Here is a 15,358-nt window from a genome sequence, read left to right as displayed (position 1 = left end):
CGGGCCCGGTCACATCGCGGCGGACGAGACCTTCGGCCTGGCAGTCATGCCGGGCCGAGGTCGTGCGCGCGAGCCCCCGCCCTTCGCCCGGCAGCACGAGCGAAAGGGACCAGGTGACCGCCTTCCTCATCAGTCTGGCCGTGATCTTCGTGGCCGAGCTGGGCGACAAGAGCCAGCTCATGGCCATGACGTTCGCCACCCGCTTCCGCGCCCTCCCGGTGCTGATCGGAATCACGGCCGCGACCGCGATCGTCCACCTGGCCAGCGTCGCCCTCGGCGCGGCCCTCGGCGCCGCGCTCCCCACCGGCCCGATCTCGATCATCGCGGGCATCGTGTTCCTCGGCTTCGCGCTGTGGACGCTGCGCGGCGACGAGCTGGACGACGCCGAGCGCGACAAGGCGCGCATGGCCACCGGGTCGGCGATCCTCGCCGTCGGCGGGGCGTTCTTCCTCGCCGAGCTCGGCGACAAGACGATGCTCGCCACCGTCACCCTCGCCGCCGACCACGGCGGCCTCGCCGGGCTGACCGGCGTCTGGCTCGGCTCGACCGTCGGCATGGTCGCCGCCGACGCGCTCGCCATCGTCGTCGGCCAGATGCTCGGCCGCAGGCTGCCCGAGCGCGTCATCAAGTACGGCGCCGCGGCGGGGTTCGCCGTCTTCGGCGTCCTGCTGCTGATCGAGGGCATCACCGCGTGACCCGGCGGGAACACTCCCTCCAGGGCCCCTGAGCGGTAGCGAGGCTCCACCGCGGAAGGGCCCGGACGGGAGTTACCACCGTGGCCCTACCCGCCTCCCTTCCCCCGCCGCGGCAGGCGCTCGGCACGCGGCTCCAGCTGAGCGACGAGGCCGCCGCCCGCATCCGCGAACTGATCATGGACGGGCGCATCCGGCCCGGCGACCACCTGCGGCTGGAACGGCTGGCCCTGGAGTTCGGCATCAGCGTCACGCCCGTCAGGGAGGCGCTGAAGTCGCTGCGCAGCGAGGGCTTCGTCGTCCTGGAGCCGCGGCGCGGGTTCGTCGTCGCGCCGCTGTCGGAGCGGGACGTCCAAGATCTTTTCTGGGTGCAGGCCGGCATCGCCGCCGAGCTGACCGTGCGCGCCGCGCCCCGGATCGGCCCCGCCGCCCTGGAACGCCTGGACGGCCTCCAGCGCGCCCTGGCCCGCGACAAGGCCGCGCACCGCCCCGACCTCATGGAGGAGCGCAACCACCGCTTCCACCGCGAGATCAACCTGGCCGCCGACTCGCCGAAGCTCGCCTGGTCGCTCGGCACGGCCGCCCGGTACGTGCCGCGCGGCCTGTACGGGCGCCTCGCCGGCTGGCCGGGCGTCGCCGTCCGCGACCACGGGCGGATCCTCGCGGCGCTCCGGGACGGCGACGCCCGCGCGGCCGGCGAGGAGATGCGCGCGCACATCGTCCGGGCCGGGGAGCTGCTGGCAGGCCACCTCGAACGCCGGGGCCTGTGGCGCCCGTCCACATGATCGCCGCGGCCCGCCGCGCGGTCGTCAGCGCGGCCGGTCGCCGAGCCAGGCGTCGACGCCCGCCAGCAGCCGGCGCCGCACGTCGTCCGGCGCCGCCGAGGCCCGGATCGACTGCCGGGCCAGCTCCGCCAGCTCGGCGTCGCTGAACGCGTGCGCGGTGCGGGCCAGCTCGTACTGGCGCGCCAGCCGCGACCCGAACAGCAGCGGGTCGTCGGCGCCGAGCGCGATCGACGCGCCCGCCTCGAACAGCCGCCGCAGCGGGACGTCCGACGCCGTCGCCGCCACGCCGAGACCCACGTTCGACGCCGGGCAGACCTCCAGCGTGACCCCGCGGTCCACGATGCGCTCCAGGAGCCGCGGGTCCTCGACGGCGCGGACCCCGTGCCCGATCCGGTCGGCCTCCAGCGTCTCCAGGCACTCGCGGACGCTCGCCGGGCCGAGCAGCTCGCCGCCGTGCGGGTCCGACAGCAGCCCGCCGCGCTTGGCGATCCTGAACGCGCCCTCGAAGTCGTAGGCGCGGCCCCGCCGCTCGTCGTTGGACAGGCCGAACCCGACGACGCCCCTGCCGGTGTAGCGCACGGCGAGGCGCGCGAGGGTCTTGGCGTCCAGCGGGTGCCGGGTCCGGTTCGCCGCGATCACCACGCCGACGCCGACCCCGGTCGCCTCCGACGCCTGGCGCGCGGCGTCCAGCACCAGCTCCACGGTCGGGGTCAGGCCGCCGAAGCGCCCGGCGTACCCGCTCGGATCGACCTGGATCTCCAGCCAGCCCGACCCCTCGGCGGCCTCGTCCTCGGCCGTCTCGCGCAGCAGCCGGCGCAGGTCGTCCGGCGTCTGCAGGACGGAGCGGGCGATGTCGTACAGGCGCTGGAACCGGAACCAGCCGCGCTCGTCGGTCGCGTGCAGCCGGGGCGGCCAGTCCTCGACGAGGGCGTCGGGCAGGTGGACGCCGTGCAGGCCGGCGAGCTCCACGAGCGTGGAGTGCCGCATCGACCCGGTGAAGTGAAGGTGCAGGTGCGCCTTGGGGAGCAGGGCCACGTCCGGGCGGGCGGGACCGCGCGCGGGCGCGGGCTCCCGGGGGTCCGGCATGGGACGGTGCTCGGCCGGACGGGCTGAAACGGTACGGGCCTCCATGAGCCAATGTTGCCGGATCATCGTCCTCCTCGAACGCCCGCCCCCACAGGATCACTCCACCGGACTACCTCGCATGACACCCGGCGGCCATCGCGCCCCATGGGCATCCCCGAAAAAAACTTTGGAATCCCGTGCAACCCCCCACCGGCACCGTGCGTATACGAGGGGCGCCAGAGAGAGACAGGCACCCCCGAAGCACCACCTTGCCTCCGAAGGGATTCACGATGATCACGCTGAAGGCCGCCTTGATCGCAGCGTCCGCCGTCGGGACCGTGGCCGTGGGCGGCGGCGCGACGTGGGCCATGACCGGCTCCCACCACGAGGCCGGCCTCCAGTCGAGCAGCGCCAAGGCCCCCGCCGTGGAGCGCAAGCTCCAGGACGCCGCCCCCAAGACCGCCCCGACCTGCCTCCCGGCGAACCTCCCGGCCAAGCCCGGACTGCCCAAGGTCCCGGCCGACGGGGCGAAGAAGCAGGTCGAGCAGCACCTCAAGCAGAACCCGGCCACCCAGCACCTGCCGGAGGGGCAGCTGCCGAAGACCGGCGTCCCCGGCAAGGACCTGCCGGAGGTCGGCATCCCGAACACCGAGCTCCCCGGCGCGAAGCTCCCGGACGGCAAGACCCTCCCCGCCAAGCCCGGCGTCCCGGCGAACCTGCCCACCTGCGCGCCGTCCACCGGCGACCTGCCCGGCGGCGCCCCGGCGGCCAAGCCGAACGCGCGCGTGCCCGGCGCCCCCGCCAAGCCCGCGCTGCCGGCGCTGCCCAAGCTCGACTGCAGCACGCTGAAGCCCGCCGTGAAGGTCGGCGGCCCCGTCGAGAAGACCGTCATGACCGCCAAGGGCCTGCGCTACGTGTCGGCCGTCCCCGGCTCCGCCGACCTGCGCAAGGCGCAGATCTGCGCCGTCACGCAGAAGTGGACCGGCAAGGCCGGCCAGTGGCTCACCGTCGAGACGATCAAGACGCGCGCCGGCATGACCCAGGAGCAGCTGCGCCAGGCGCTCGGCCTGCCGCAGGGCGGCACCCCGCTGACCATCGCCGGCCTGGCCGCCTGGCAGAGCCCGAACGGCAGCGGCGTGCTGCTGTTCGACCCGAACGGGACCTCGCTGTTCGTCAACGGCAGCCCCGTCCTGGCCGGCGGGACGAAGGACCTGGCCGCCGCCCTGCACAAGGCGGGCTGACACCCCGTAACGACCCAGGGCGAAACCAGTAACACCAGTAACACAACACAGGCGTGGGCGGGCGGCCTTGGCGCGGAGGCCGCCCGTCCCCGACGGGACAAACTGCCGGAACCGCTCTAGCCGGGACGGAGCACTGTGGGGCGTCGAGACGACGAGTCGTTCGTGGAGTTCGTGGCGGCACGCGGCGATGCCCTGCTGCGCACCGCGGCACTGATGTGCGGGGCCCGGCAGGACGCCGAGGACATCCTGCAGACCGCGCTGGAGAAGGCCTACCGCCACTGGGGGCGGCTGGAGGCGGGAAGCGATCCCGAGCCGTACGTCCGCCGGATCCTGGTCAACCTGGTGATCAGCCGCTCCCGGCGGTGGAAGGTGCTCCGGGAGATCCAGATGGCGAGGCTCCCGGAGACGCCGGCCGACTCGCCGAACCATTCCGTCGAGCTGAGGGGGACCCTCATGGACGAGCTGCGCAAGCTCGGCCCGCGGCAGCGCGCGGTCCTGGTCCTGCGCTTCTGGGAGGACCTTTCGGAGGCGGAGACGGCCCAGGCTCTCGGCTGCTCGGTCGGAACGGTGAAGAGCCAGGCGTCCCGGGGGCTCGCCAGGCTCCGGGAACGCCTCGACACGAACCTGGCCCCACTGGGGAGATGAGCGATGGATCTGGAGAGTGAACTGCGGAAGGCCATGGCCGAGCAGGTGGCCGGGGCGACCGCGTCACAGTCGCTCGTCACCGACGTCAAGCGCCGCCACCGCCGCCGCAAGGCCCGGCTCCACGCGGCCGCCGGCGTCGCGGCCGCGTCCGTCGCGGCCCTGGCCCTCGTGCCCACCTATCAGTCGTTCCGGGCCACACCGGCCGGAGACACCGAGACGACCCGTCCCAGCGACACCGTCTCGCCCCTCCGGCTGCCGGAGCGACCTCCCGTCTCGGGCCTCCCCGGGTCCCCGTCCCCCAAGGGGAGTCCCGAGGCGGGAGCCTCCCGCAGGCCGGAGCCGCGCGGCTCGTCCGGAGACGGGCGGACCCCGGCCACGCCGGGCCCGGACGGCGTCACCGGCGTGCTGCCGGAATGGATCACGTATCTGCCCGACGGCCTGGCCGCCGTCGGCCCCTGCGAGGTCACCGGCGACGCCGACCGCAGGACCACGACCTGCGCGTGGCGCGGCGAGGGCGGCTGGGTGGAGGTCGCGCTCGTGAAGGGCGGTGGGCTGACCGGCCCGAAGGACCTGATGCGGGTGCCGGGCATCCCCGGCCGCACGTCCGTGCACGGCATGCCCGCGCTGACCGGCGACCGCCCCGACTCCTCGCGGCAGATCTCCTGGCTGGCGCGGCGCGGGGTCGGCGTCACCGTGACCGCCTCCGGCTCGGCCAAGGGCCGGCTCATGCGCATCGCCGAGGGCGTGCGCCCCTGAACCCCGTTCCGGCGGGGCGTCCCACGGCGGAGAGGGGCCGTGCGCGGGACGTCCCGCCGGACTTCCCGGGACGGGAACCGGCGGAACCCGTCCCATACGAAACCGGCCCCGGGAAATGTGCACCCGGGGCCGGTTTCGTGTGCGCGGGTCCGCGCGGCGTGTCGTGGAGGTCAGCTCGCCTCGGACAGCAGCTTCGCGACGCGCGAGACGCCCTCGACCAGGTCGTCGTCGCCCAGCGCGTAGGAGAGCCGGAAGTAGCCCGGCGTGCCGAACGCCTCGCCCGGCACCAGCGCGACCTCGGCCTCTTCGAGGATCAGCGACGCCAGCTCCACCGACGTCTCGGGGCGCTTGCCGCGCAGCTGCTTGCCGAGTAGCGCCTTGACCGACGGGTAGGCGTAGAACGCGCCCTCCGGCTCGGGGCACACCATGCCCGGGATCTCGTTCAGCATCCGCACCATCGTCTGCCGGCGCCGGTCGAACGCCACGCGCATCTCCGCGACCGCCGACAGGTCGCCGGTCACGGCGGCGAGCGCGGCGGCCTGGGAGACGTTCGCCACGTTGGACGTCGCGTGCGACTGCAGGTTCTGGGCGGCCTTCACCACGTCCGCCGGGCCGATCAGCCAGCCGACCCGCCAGCCGGTCATCGCGTAGGTCTTGGCCACCCCGTTCAGGACGAGCGTCCGGTCGGCGAGCTCCGGCACCACCACGGGCATCGAGTGGAACTCGGCACCGCCGTACACGAGGTGCTCGTAGATCTCGTCGGTGACGACCCACAGGCCGTGCCCGTCGGCCCAGCGCCCGATCGCCTCGATCTCGTCGCGGCTGTAGACCGCGCCCGTCGGGTTGGACGGCGAGACGAACAGCAGCACCTTCGTCCGGTCGGTGCGGGCCGCCTCCAGCTGCTCGACGCTCACCTTGTAGCCGGTGGTCTCGTCGGCGACGACGTCCACGGGCACCCCGCCCGCCAGCTTGATCGACTCGGGGTAGGTCGTCCAGTACGGCGTCGGGACGATCACCTCGTCGCCCGGGTCGAGCAGCGCCGCGAACGCCTCGTACACCGCCTGCTTGCCGCCGTTGGTCACGAGCACCTGGGAGGCCTCGACCCGGTAGCCGGAGTCGCGCTCGGTCTTCTCGGCGATCGCGGCGCGCAGCTCGGGCAGCCCGCCCGCGGGCGTGTACTTGTGGAAGCGCGGCACCCGGCACGCGGTGACCGCGGCCTCGACGATGTAGTCGGGCGTCGGGAAGTCGGGCTCGCCCGCGCCGAACCCGATGACCGGGCGGCCCGCCGCCTTCAGCGCCTTGGCCTTGGCGTCGACGGCCAGCGTGGCGGACTCGGATATCGCGGCGATGCGCTTGGAGATGCGAGGACGGTCGATGCTCATACCCCTATCGTTACAGACGTCGCACCGGGACCCGCAGCCATATATCCGGGCCGGTGGGACGGGTCCTCGCCGCGGCCTTCCGGAGGCCCCCCGATATCCGGTTCGACGCGGGCCCCTCGGGCACGTAGACTCCTCCTCCAAGTGACGTGTCGCCGGTATACGAGCCTGTCCGCACGCGGGCACCGAATCAGGCCGTAAGCTGGGACCCGGCACCCACCCGATCCTGTGGTCGGGTTTCTCCTTAGCCGGAGAAGCGAAGGGCAGTGGCTCAATTGGTAGAGCTCCGGTCTCCAAAACCGGCGGTTGGGGGTTCGAGTCCCTCCTGCCCTGCGAGGTGCGGTGCGCGCACCCGTGCCGGCCGCGCCATGGCGTCGCCGTGGCACTCCGCGGCACGGGACCGCGCGGCAACCACAGGGTGGTTGAATCACGACCTATGAGGTGAACGGCGGCAAATGGCGACTGAGACTCGCGACGAGCCCGAGGCCAAGGACGAGGGCAAGGGCAAGAAGAAGGCCCCTTCCAAGCGGACCTCGCCCGCGCTGTTCGTGCGCCAGATCATCGCCGAGCTGCGCAAGGTCATCTGGCCGACGCGGCGGGAGCTGATCACCTACACGACCGTCTCGCTGGTGTTCGTGCTGGTCATGGTCGCGCTCGTCTCCGGCATCGACTACGGGTTGCAGAAGGGCATCTACCAGCTCTTCGGCTGACGCAGCCCGGCCCGGGCCGGGCGACGGGCCCCGCCGTACCTTCGCAAGTCCATCACCGCAGACCGAGAGAAGAGTTGACCGTGTCCGAGCCCTCACAGCCCTACGACGAGGCCGTTGAAGAGGCCCAGTCCGCTGCGGCTGCTGCGGCCGACCAGGCGGCTGAGCCCGCCGACGAGACGGCCGAGGCGGTCGTCTCCGCCGGCGACGCCGAGCCCGCGGACACGAAGCTCGAAGGCGAGGGCCCCGCGCCGGACGCGGCCGAGGGCGCCGCCGAGCTCGCCGCGTCCGTCGAGGGCGAGGGCGCCGCGGAGGAGGAGGCGGACGAGGAGGAGGCCGCCGCCGAGCCGCCGGCCGACCCGTACGCCGACTTCAAGATGCAGCTGCGCCTCCAGCCGGGCGACTGGTACGTCGTGCACTCCTACGCGGGCTACGAGAACCGGGTCAAGACCAACATCGAGACCCGGACGCAGACCCTCAACATGGAGGACTACATCTTCCAGATCGAGGTCCCGCAGCACGAGGTGACCGAGATCAAGGGCGGCAAGCGCCAGAAGGTCAACGAGAAGGTCCTGCCGGGCTACATCCTCGTCCGCATGGAGCTCACCGACGAGTCGTGGGCCGCGGTCCGCAACACCCCCGGCGTCACCGGGTTCGTCGGCCTGCTGAACAAGCCGTCCCCGCTCAGCCTGGACGAGGTCGCCAACCTGCTGGCCCCCGAGCCGGAGGAGGGCGTCGCCAAGGCCGCCAAGGAGCAGGCCAAGGCCCCCGCCACCGTCGACTACGAGGTCGGCGAGTCGGTCACCGTCATGGACGGCCCGTTCGCCACCCTCCCCGCCACCGTCAACGAGATCAACGCCGAGCAGCAGAAGCTCAAGGTGCTGGTCTCCATCTTCGGTCGCGAGACGCCGGTCGAGCTCTCCTTCAACCAGGTCTCCAAGATCTGACAGGCGTCCACGGTCTCACCCGTCCCCGAGAGACGTCCGGGCCGCTCAGGCCAGGCCGTATCCTGGACGGGCCGTCCCCGCCGAGGCGGGGGCGGATTCGGTACCTCGTCTCCATCGCGAGGTGATGTACCGACTGCCCCGCGCACGCGGGGATGCTCCGAAGATGGCCGCACTCGTCAAGGTGCAGTTGCAGTGCTCCCCGCGGACGCGGGGTTCGGGTTGATCGAGGTCCTAACACAGCGGTGATAGTTCCGCCCGCCGTGTTGCCCGGTGTCCGGGAGTCGGGACCACAGTGAAAACGGAACACGAGGGAGAGGCATGCCTCCCAAGAAGAAAAAAGTCGCGGCTCTGGTGAAGGTCCAGTTGCAGGCCGGGCAGGCCACGCCCGCGCCGCCCGTCGGTACCGCGCTCGGTCCGCACGGCGTCAACATCATGGACTTCTGCAAGCAGTACAACGCCGCCACGGAGTCCCAGCGCGGCAACGTCATCCCCGTAGAGATCACCATCTACGAGGACCGGTCGTTCAGCTTCGTCACCAAGACCCCGCCGGCCGCGCAGCTCATCCTGAAGGCCGCGGGCGTGGAGAAGGGCAGCGGCGAGCCGCACAAGACCAAGGTCGGCTCGGTCACCCGCGACCAGATCCGTGAGATCGCCACGACCAAGATGCCCGACCTCAACGCCAAGGACCTGGACGCCGCCGAGAAGATCGTCGCCGGCACCGCGCGGTCGATGGGCATCGAGGTCAAGTAAGACGTCCCAGTGGGAGGGCCGGCGCTGGCCCCTACCACGAGTTCCGTCTGGAGGAACGCACATGAAGCGCAGCAAGGGCTACCGCGCCGCGGCGGAGAAGATCGACCGGGAGCGGCTGTACAGCCCGGTCGAGGCCGTGAAGCTGGCCAAGGAGACCGCGGTCACCAAGTTCGACGCGACCGTCGAGGTCGCCATGCGGCTGGGCGTCGACCCGCGCAAGGCCGACCAGATGGTCCGCGGCACGGTCAACCTGCCGCACGGCACCGGCAAGACCGCCCGCGTGCTCGTCTTCGCCGTCGGCGCCAAGGCGCAGGAGGCCGAGGCGGCGGGCGCCGACCTCGTCGGCTCGGACGACCTGATCGAGCGGATCCAGGGCGGCTTCCTGGACTTCGACGCCGTGGTCGCGACCCCGGACCAGATGGGCAAGGTCGGCCGGCTCGGCCGGGTGCTCGGTCCGCGCGGCCTGATGCCGAACCCGAAGACCGGCACGGTCACGATGGACGTGTCCAAGGCCGTGTCCGACATCAAGGGCGGCAAGATCGAGTTCCGGGTCGACCGGCACGCGAACCTGCACTTCATCATCGGCAAGGCGTCCTTCGACGAGCGCCAGCTGGTGGAGAACTACGCCGCCGCGGTCGACGAGATCCAGCGTCTCAAGCCGTCCGCCGCGAAGGGCCGGTACGTCAAGAAGGCGGCGCTGACCACGTCGATGGGCCCGAGCATCCCGGTGGACCCGAACGCGGTCCGCAACCTGACGGCCGAGCTCGAAGAGGCCTGATCGAGCCCGGCGTCGAACGCCGTCGAACAGGGCGTCCCCACCACGGGGGCGCCCTGTTCGTTTTTTCCACAGGCTGTGGATGGTCGGGCGGCCTTCCTCAGGTCGCGCTCAGCGGGACGCGGCCGGCCCCGCGCACCGGTCCGCCGCTAGATTCGGCGCCCGGATCGTCGTCGGTGAAGGGGATGCGATGGGCGGGACGCGGCGCCGGGACGTCCACCGGCTGTACGACGTGCTCGACGCGGCCGCGGAGGACGCCCCCGAGGCCCCTGCCCTGTCGGTCGACGGCACGACCTGGACGTTCCGCGAGCTGCGCGCCCGGACGGACGCGCTGAGCGCCCACCTGTCCGCGCGGTGCTCGCCGGGGGCGCGGGTGGCGCTGCTCGCGCACAACCGGCTGGAGTACGTGGCGGCCTACTACGGGGTTCCGCGCGAAGGCAGGATCCTGGTGCCGCTCAACCAGAGGCTGCATCCGCGCGAATGGGCCGACCAGGTCGTCCGCTGCGGCGCCGAGCTCGTCATCGGTGAGCCGGACCTGCTGGAGCGGCTGGCCCGCGAGGGAGGACTTCCCGCAGGGCGTCCGCCGCTCGTGGACGTCGCCGACCTGCCGTGGGACGGCCCGGCCCCTCCGCGGGAGGACGGCCGCGACCCGGCCGAGGTCGCCTGGCTGATGTTCACCAGCGGCACGACCGGCAGGCCGAAGGGCGTGCGGCTCACCCACAGGAGCCTGCTGGCGGGGATGGCGGTCACGGCGTCGGGCCGTCCCGTATCGCCGGACGACGTGTTCTGCACGCCGTTCCCCCTGTGCCATGTGGCGGGCTACCAGGTCGTCCTGCACCACCTGTTCCGGCGGCACGCCGTCGTGCTGCGCCGGTTCGGTCCGGCCGCCCTGGTGGACGCGGCGCGCCGGCACGGCGTCACGAATCTGTCGCTCGCACCGACGATGCTGGAGGACCTGCTCGCCCACCTGGACGGGGACCCGGCGGCGCTGGAGGCGCTGCGGGCCACCGTCCGGGTGATCGCGTACGGGTCGGCGCCGATGCCGGTGCCGCTGCTGCGCCGCGCGGGCGCGGCGCTCGGCTGCGACCTGAACCAGGGGTACGGCATGACCGAGCTGTCGGGCAACGCGACGTTCCTTTCCCCAGCGGACCACCGCGCGGCGGTGGCGGGCAGGCCGGAGCTGGCGGCGTCGGCGGGCCGTCCGGGCGACGGCGCGGAGATCGCGGTGATCGGCGAGGACGGGGCGCCGCTGCCGCCGGGCGCGCTGGGCGAGGTGGTCGTCCGGGGAGCGCAGGTGGCGGACGGGTACTGGGACGATCCCGAGGCGACCGCCGAGGCGTTCGCGGGCGGCTGGTTCCGGACCGGTGACGCGGGCCGCGTCGACGCGGACGGCTACCTGTACCTCGCCGACCGGCTCAAGGACGTGATCATCACGGGCGGGGAGAACGTCTCGTCGCGCGAGGTCGAGGACGTCCTGCGCACGGTCCCGGGGGTGGGGGAGGTCGCGGTGGTGGGGCTGCCCGATCCGCGCTGGGGCCAGTCGGTGTGCGCGGTGATCGTGCCGGACGGCGTCCGGCCGCGGGAGGAGGACCTGACGGCGGCGTGCCGTGCCCGGCTCGCCGGTTTCAAGACGCCGCGGCGCGTCGAGTTCGTGACGGCGCTCCCGCGCACCGGGACCGGCAAGGTCCGCAAGGCCGCCCTCCGCGCCGAGCTGACAGACCGCCCCGAAATCCCCTGAATCGGCGGATACACGTCTCGCAGTCCAGAACCGGACAATCTGGTATTCGATTGTTTTGTTACCGGCGAGGAACCTGGTGTTGAATTGCCGCGTGAAGCGTCGTACCGATCGGGCCATCGCCATCTCCGCCGTGACCGCGGTGGCCGTCGTGCCCACGGCGATCCTGATGGTGGTGAAGATCGGGGGCGACTCGCCGAAGGACGCGGGGGTGCTGCCCCCCTCCGCGGCGATGGCCCAGCGTGACCCGGCCAACCCCAACGGCGCCGCGTCCGCCACGGTCTCCCCGGGCACGCCCGGCGCGCCGGGAGCCGCCCCGGGCGCGAGCGCGCGTCCCGGCACGCGCACCCCCGGGAACGGGGGCGCCGCGCACAACCTGCCGACGGCGCCGCCCCAGCCCGGTCCCAGCCTGCACTCCTTCACCCGCAAGACGGACCTGAAGGTGACGGTGGGCTCGGACGGCGACTACCAGCACGCCGTCGAGACGGCCACGTTCACGCTGTGGCCGAAGTTCTCGATGAGCGCCACCGGCGTCACGCGGACGATGAAGGGCGGCGAGCTGTCCAAGGTCACCCAGAAGGTGATCGTCCAGGGGAGCACGCTCAAGGGCTACGACGGGCAGAAGTGGACGCGGTCCACGCTGACCCCGGCGCAGCTGGGCGGCCTGCAGAGCGGCTCCGACCCCCGGCAGTTCACCTTCATGATCGGGACGCTGCCCGGCATGACGGCGAGCGAGCCGGACGCCGCCGGGCTGACGCGCTTCACCGCGCAGACGCTCATGGGCGGCGTGTACGCCCTGCTGCCGCAGGACGCGGTGGCGGCGTTCCGCAAGTGGGTGCCGGACGACACCGGATGCGGGCTCGACCTGCTGGCCGACAGCGAGGCCCGGCCGACCTCGATCAGCCTCAGCGGGCAGGCGCCCGGCGCGGGGCTGGCCGGGTCGATGACCTTCGGCGCCTACCGCTGACGCGGCTCCGGGACGCCGGACACCCCTGACGTCGGGTCAGGGGAAGGGCTACGCCGTTGGTCGTACCGGGCGAGGGTCCATTCGTACTACCGGGGGATGCCCTTCCGTTAACGCCCGAAGAGACTGGGAACACCAGCAGGGCGACAAGGGAGGCTCAACCCTAATGAACCGACGACTCGTGGTGGCGGCCGGCGGCACCGCAGTGGGTGCCGCGCTCCTCCTCTCCGGATGCAACGGGGACGGGACGGAGAACACCGGCAACATGAAGCTCAGCGCGAACCAGGCGCTGCTGAAGGCGTCCGAGAAGACCGGCAAGGCCGACACGTTCAAGGCCGACCTGACGGTGACGGGCACCGGCGGCGGCGACGGGAAGGTCCACGCCAACGGGCAGTTCCGGCTGCGCCCGTCGCTGGAGTTCAGCGCGAAGCTGGACGACTTCAGCCAGAACGGGCAGAGCGTGCCGGGCGCCAAGGGCCAGGCCGTCTTCACCGGCAACACGCTGTACGCGAAGGTCCCGCAGCTCGCGCAGTTCGTCAGCGGCGGCAAGCCGTGGGTGAAGATCGACGTGAACCAGATGGCGCAGCGGACCGGCTTCGACGTCCGGGGCCTGGTCGACCAGGTGCAGAAGGTGGACCCGGCCGAGCAGACGAAGATGTTCACCGGCTCCAAGGACGCCCGCAGGGTCGGCACCGAGACGGTCGACGGGGTCAAGACGACGCACTACGCCGGGACGGTCACCGTCGAGGACGCGCTGAACCGGCTCGACGCGCAGGCCCGCGCGAAGGTCCAGCAGTGGCTGCCGAAGGACCGCGCCAACGGCAAGATCAACTTCGATCTGTGGACCGACGGCGACAACCTGCCGCGCAAGCTCGTCTCCAAGGCGACCGGCTCGAAGGGCGAGAACGGGTCGGTGACCGTCCTCTACAGCGACTACGGCAAGTCGTTCAAGGTGAACACGCCTCCGTCCGACCAGGTGGGGCAGCTGTCCCTCCCGGCCGCCCTGGGCGGCAACTGAGAACGGTGAACCGCAGCGGGGTCATTTGCGTCTGATGTACCGTTCGGCCCTACCCCTCGGGTGCCAAGGAGAGCAAGGAGACCCCCCTGATGATCCGTCGTTTCGCGGCAGGCACGGCGCTGGCCACCGGCCTCGCCCTCTCGCTGACCGGCTGCCTCGGCGAGGCCGGGAAGACGGTGGACGACGCCGGCAAGGGGCTCCGGCTGTCCGCCGCGCAGGTCCTCGGCAAGGCCGCCGAGAAGACCGGCCAGATCGACTCGTTCCAGGCCGACCTGACGATGAAGTCGACCGGCTCGTCGACGGGCGACATGACGATGAGCGGCACGATGCAGTACCGCACGAAGCCCGACCTGGCCTACAGCATGAACTTCGGGCAGATGACGGTCGCGGGCAAGCCGACGGGCGGCATGGAGCAGCGGCTCGTCGGCCGGACCATGTACATGAAGATGCCGATGCTGTCCCAGCTCGGCGGCGGGACCAAGCCCTGGATCAAGATCTCGCTGGACGAGCTGGGCGCCAAGTCCGGGATGAACATCGACGAGCTGCTCCGGCAGTCCCGGCAGATGGACCCGGTGCAGAACACCAAGATGCTGACGGCGTCCAAGGACGCGCGCGAGGTCGGCAAGGAGACCATCGACGGCGTCCAGACCACCCACTACACCGGCACGTACCGGATGGAGGACGCGGTCGCCAAGCTCTCCCCGGAGACGCAGGAGGCCTACCGCAAGAGCCTCGGCACGACCGGCCTCCAGGCCATGAACTTCGACCTGTGGGTGGACGGCCAGCAGCTGCCGCGTCAGATGACGATGAGGTCGACGCAGTCGACCACCGGCGACATGACCATGACGATGAAGTACCGCGACTACGGCAAGCCGGTGCAGGTCACCGAGCCGCCGGCGAGCGAGGTCACGGACTTCGGCGAGATCATGGGCCGGCTCGGCGGCGGCGGCCTGCCCGGCGGATCCTGATCCTGGCCTGAGCACGACCGAGGGACCGCGCCCCGCCCGGGGCGCGGTCCCTCGCTCTGTCCGCTGATTTGGTGTCCTTGGTCAGGGCACGTATGCTGTCCGATGCCGAAGACCGCCGGTCGTCACCTCCCGCGAGGTGACCGAAGGACCCGACTCAGTTCGGGCGGCCTGCGTAGGTGAGACGAGAGCTTCCCGCATGGCCTCCGTGCCGTGCCTGGACGCCCCGTGCGCCTGCGCCGGGGCGTTTTTTGGTGGATCGGCGCCCAGTTCGTCCGCGGACTGCGGCGTGGATCGGACCACCCAGGTAATCGGAAGGAGGGCTATGGCCAAGGCCCACAAGGACGCGGCGATCGCCGAGCTCAAGGACGAGTTCGAGAGCTCCAACGGCGCCGTGCTGACCGAGTACCGCGGGCTTTCCGTCGCGCAGGTCAAGGAGCTGCGCGACAACCTCGGCGAGACCGCGCGGTTCCGCGTGGTGAAGAACACGCTGACCAAGCGCGCCGCGAACGAGGCCGGTGTCGACGAGCAGTTCCGTGAGCTGCTCGAAGGCCCGTCGGCCATCGCGTTCGTCCGCGGCGACGTCGTCGAGGCCGCCAAGGGCCTGCGCGACTTCGCCAAGGCGAACCCGATGCTGGTGATCAAGGGCGGTTTCATCGACGGTCAGTCGATGGACGCGGCCCAGATCACCAAGCTGGCGGACCTCGAGTCGCGCGAGGTGCTCCTCGCGAAGCTGGCCGGTGCGATGAAGGGCTCGATGGCCAACGCCGCCGCGCTGTTCAACGCGCTGCCGACGCAGGCCGCCCAGCTCGCCGAGGCGCTGCGCGCCAAGCGCGAGGCCGAGGGCGAGACCGCCGAGGCACCCGCCGCCGAGGCGTCCGCCGAGTAGGCAACCCGCGGTTCCCGTACCACCCCAGATCACAAGCCATAGCGG

Annotated in this window: 16 protein-coding genes and 1 tRNA gene; 15 read left to right on the top strand and 2 right to left on the bottom strand. The window is 72.0% G+C overall.

Features of this window, described 5'->3' with window-relative positions; genetic code table 11:
* Positions 1-113 precede the first annotated feature (113 nt).
* Positions 114-695 (top strand): TMEM165/GDT1 family protein, encoded by a 582-nt coding sequence (locus tag AB0C87_RS37835; RefSeq protein WP_360581607.1) that lies wholly within the window; start codon positions 114-116, stop codon positions 693-695.
* An 80-nt stretch (positions 696-775) separates the two neighbouring features.
* Positions 776-1,477 (top strand): GntR family transcriptional regulator, encoded by a 702-nt coding sequence (locus tag AB0C87_RS37830; RefSeq protein ID WP_360581606.1) that lies wholly within the window; start codon positions 776-778, stop codon positions 1,475-1,477.
* 24 nt (positions 1,478-1,501) lie between these two features.
* Here AB0C87_RS37830 and AB0C87_RS37825 read toward each other — a convergent pair whose 3' ends face one another.
* The gene (locus tag AB0C87_RS37825) at positions 1,502-2,563 is read right to left on the bottom strand and encodes an adenosine deaminase (RefSeq protein WP_360581635.1); all 1,062 of its coding nucleotides are present in this window, start codon (positions 2,561-2,563) and stop codon (positions 1,502-1,504) included.
* A 269-nt stretch (positions 2,564-2,832) separates the two neighbouring features.
* On the opposite strand from AB0C87_RS37825, the gene AB0C87_RS37820 reads away from it, so the two are divergent.
* The 3 genes from AB0C87_RS37820 to AB0C87_RS37810 all read left to right on the top strand — a co-directional run bounded on the left by AB0C87_RS37820 (position 2,833) and on the right by AB0C87_RS37810 (position 5,184).
* Complete coding sequence (locus tag AB0C87_RS37820; RefSeq protein ID WP_353831426.1) at positions 2,833-3,783, top strand: hypothetical protein; 951 nt, start codon at positions 2,833-2,835, stop codon at positions 3,781-3,783.
* A 135-nt stretch (positions 3,784-3,918) separates the two neighbouring features.
* Positions 3,919-4,428, top strand: coding sequence for a SigE family RNA polymerase sigma factor (locus AB0C87_RS37815; RefSeq protein WP_345178421.1), 510 nt, complete (start codon positions 3,919-3,921; stop codon positions 4,426-4,428).
* Between the two features lie 3 nt (positions 4,429-4,431).
* Complete coding sequence (locus AB0C87_RS37810) at positions 4,432-5,184, top strand: hypothetical protein (RefSeq protein WP_360581605.1); 753 nt, start codon at positions 4,432-4,434, stop codon at positions 5,182-5,184.
* A gap of 170 nt (positions 5,185-5,354) precedes the next feature.
* Here the strand turns inward: AB0C87_RS37810 and AB0C87_RS37805 are convergent, their stop codons facing one another.
* On the bottom strand, positions 5,355-6,566 hold the full coding sequence (locus AB0C87_RS37805; protein ID WP_345178426.1) for a pyridoxal phosphate-dependent aminotransferase: 1,212 nt from the start codon (positions 6,564-6,566) through the stop codon (positions 5,355-5,357).
* Positions 6,567-6,823: 257 nt separating this feature from the next.
* Between AB0C87_RS37805 and AB0C87_RS37800 the strand changes: the two genes are divergently transcribed.
* From AB0C87_RS37800 to rplJ, 10 genes are all read left to right on the top strand, one after another.
* Positions 6,824-6,896, top strand: a tRNA-Trp gene (locus tag AB0C87_RS37800).
* A gap of 122 nt (positions 6,897-7,018) precedes the next feature.
* On the top strand, positions 7,019-7,273 hold the full coding sequence (gene secE, locus AB0C87_RS37795) for a preprotein translocase subunit SecE (RefSeq protein ID WP_360581604.1): 255 nt from the start codon (positions 7,019-7,021) through the stop codon (positions 7,271-7,273).
* Between the two features lie 80 nt (positions 7,274-7,353).
* The gene (gene nusG, locus AB0C87_RS37790) at positions 7,354-8,217 is read left to right on the top strand and encodes a transcription termination/antitermination protein NusG (protein WP_360581603.1); all 864 of its coding nucleotides are present in this window, start codon (positions 7,354-7,356) and stop codon (positions 8,215-8,217) included.
* A 318-nt stretch (positions 8,218-8,535) separates the two neighbouring features.
* Complete coding sequence (gene rplK, locus AB0C87_RS37785) at positions 8,536-8,967, top strand: 50S ribosomal protein L11 (RefSeq protein ID WP_360354689.1); 432 nt, start codon at positions 8,536-8,538, stop codon at positions 8,965-8,967.
* A gap of 61 nt (positions 8,968-9,028) precedes the next feature.
* Positions 9,029-9,745, top strand: a complete 717-nt coding sequence (gene rplA, locus AB0C87_RS37780; RefSeq protein ID WP_149259625.1) for a 50S ribosomal protein L1 — start codon at positions 9,029-9,031, stop codon at positions 9,743-9,745.
* Between the two features lie 187 nt (positions 9,746-9,932).
* Positions 9,933-11,480: an AMP-binding protein gene (locus AB0C87_RS37775; RefSeq protein ID WP_360581602.1), complete on the top strand. Its 1,548-nt coding sequence runs from the start codon at positions 9,933-9,935 to the stop codon at positions 11,478-11,480.
* A gap of 91 nt (positions 11,481-11,571) precedes the next feature.
* A complete protein-coding gene (locus AB0C87_RS37770; protein ID WP_353831423.1) occupies positions 11,572-12,444 on the top strand; it encodes a hypothetical protein in 873 nt (290 codons plus the stop codon).
* A gap of 163 nt (positions 12,445-12,607) precedes the next feature.
* On the top strand, positions 12,608-13,459 hold the full coding sequence (locus AB0C87_RS37765) for a hypothetical protein (RefSeq protein ID WP_353831422.1): 852 nt from the start codon (positions 12,608-12,610) through the stop codon (positions 13,457-13,459).
* Positions 13,460-13,548: 89 nt separating this feature from the next.
* Complete coding sequence (locus AB0C87_RS37760) at positions 13,549-14,427, top strand: LppX_LprAFG lipoprotein (protein WP_345178443.1); 879 nt, start codon at positions 13,549-13,551, stop codon at positions 14,425-14,427.
* A 322-nt stretch (positions 14,428-14,749) separates the two neighbouring features.
* The gene (gene rplJ, locus AB0C87_RS37755; protein WP_345178445.1) at positions 14,750-15,313 is read left to right on the top strand and encodes a 50S ribosomal protein L10; all 564 of its coding nucleotides are present in this window, start codon (positions 14,750-14,752) and stop codon (positions 15,311-15,313) included.
* The last annotated feature ends 45 nt before the right edge of the window (positions 15,314-15,358 follow it).

This window comes from Actinomadura sp. NPDC048021 (assembly GCF_040653135.1).
GTDB classification, from domain to species: Bacteria; Actinomycetota; Actinomycetes; order Streptosporangiales; family Streptosporangiaceae; genus Spirillospora; species Spirillospora verrucosospora.
This window is presented reverse-complemented; position numbering and strand designations above follow the sequence as displayed.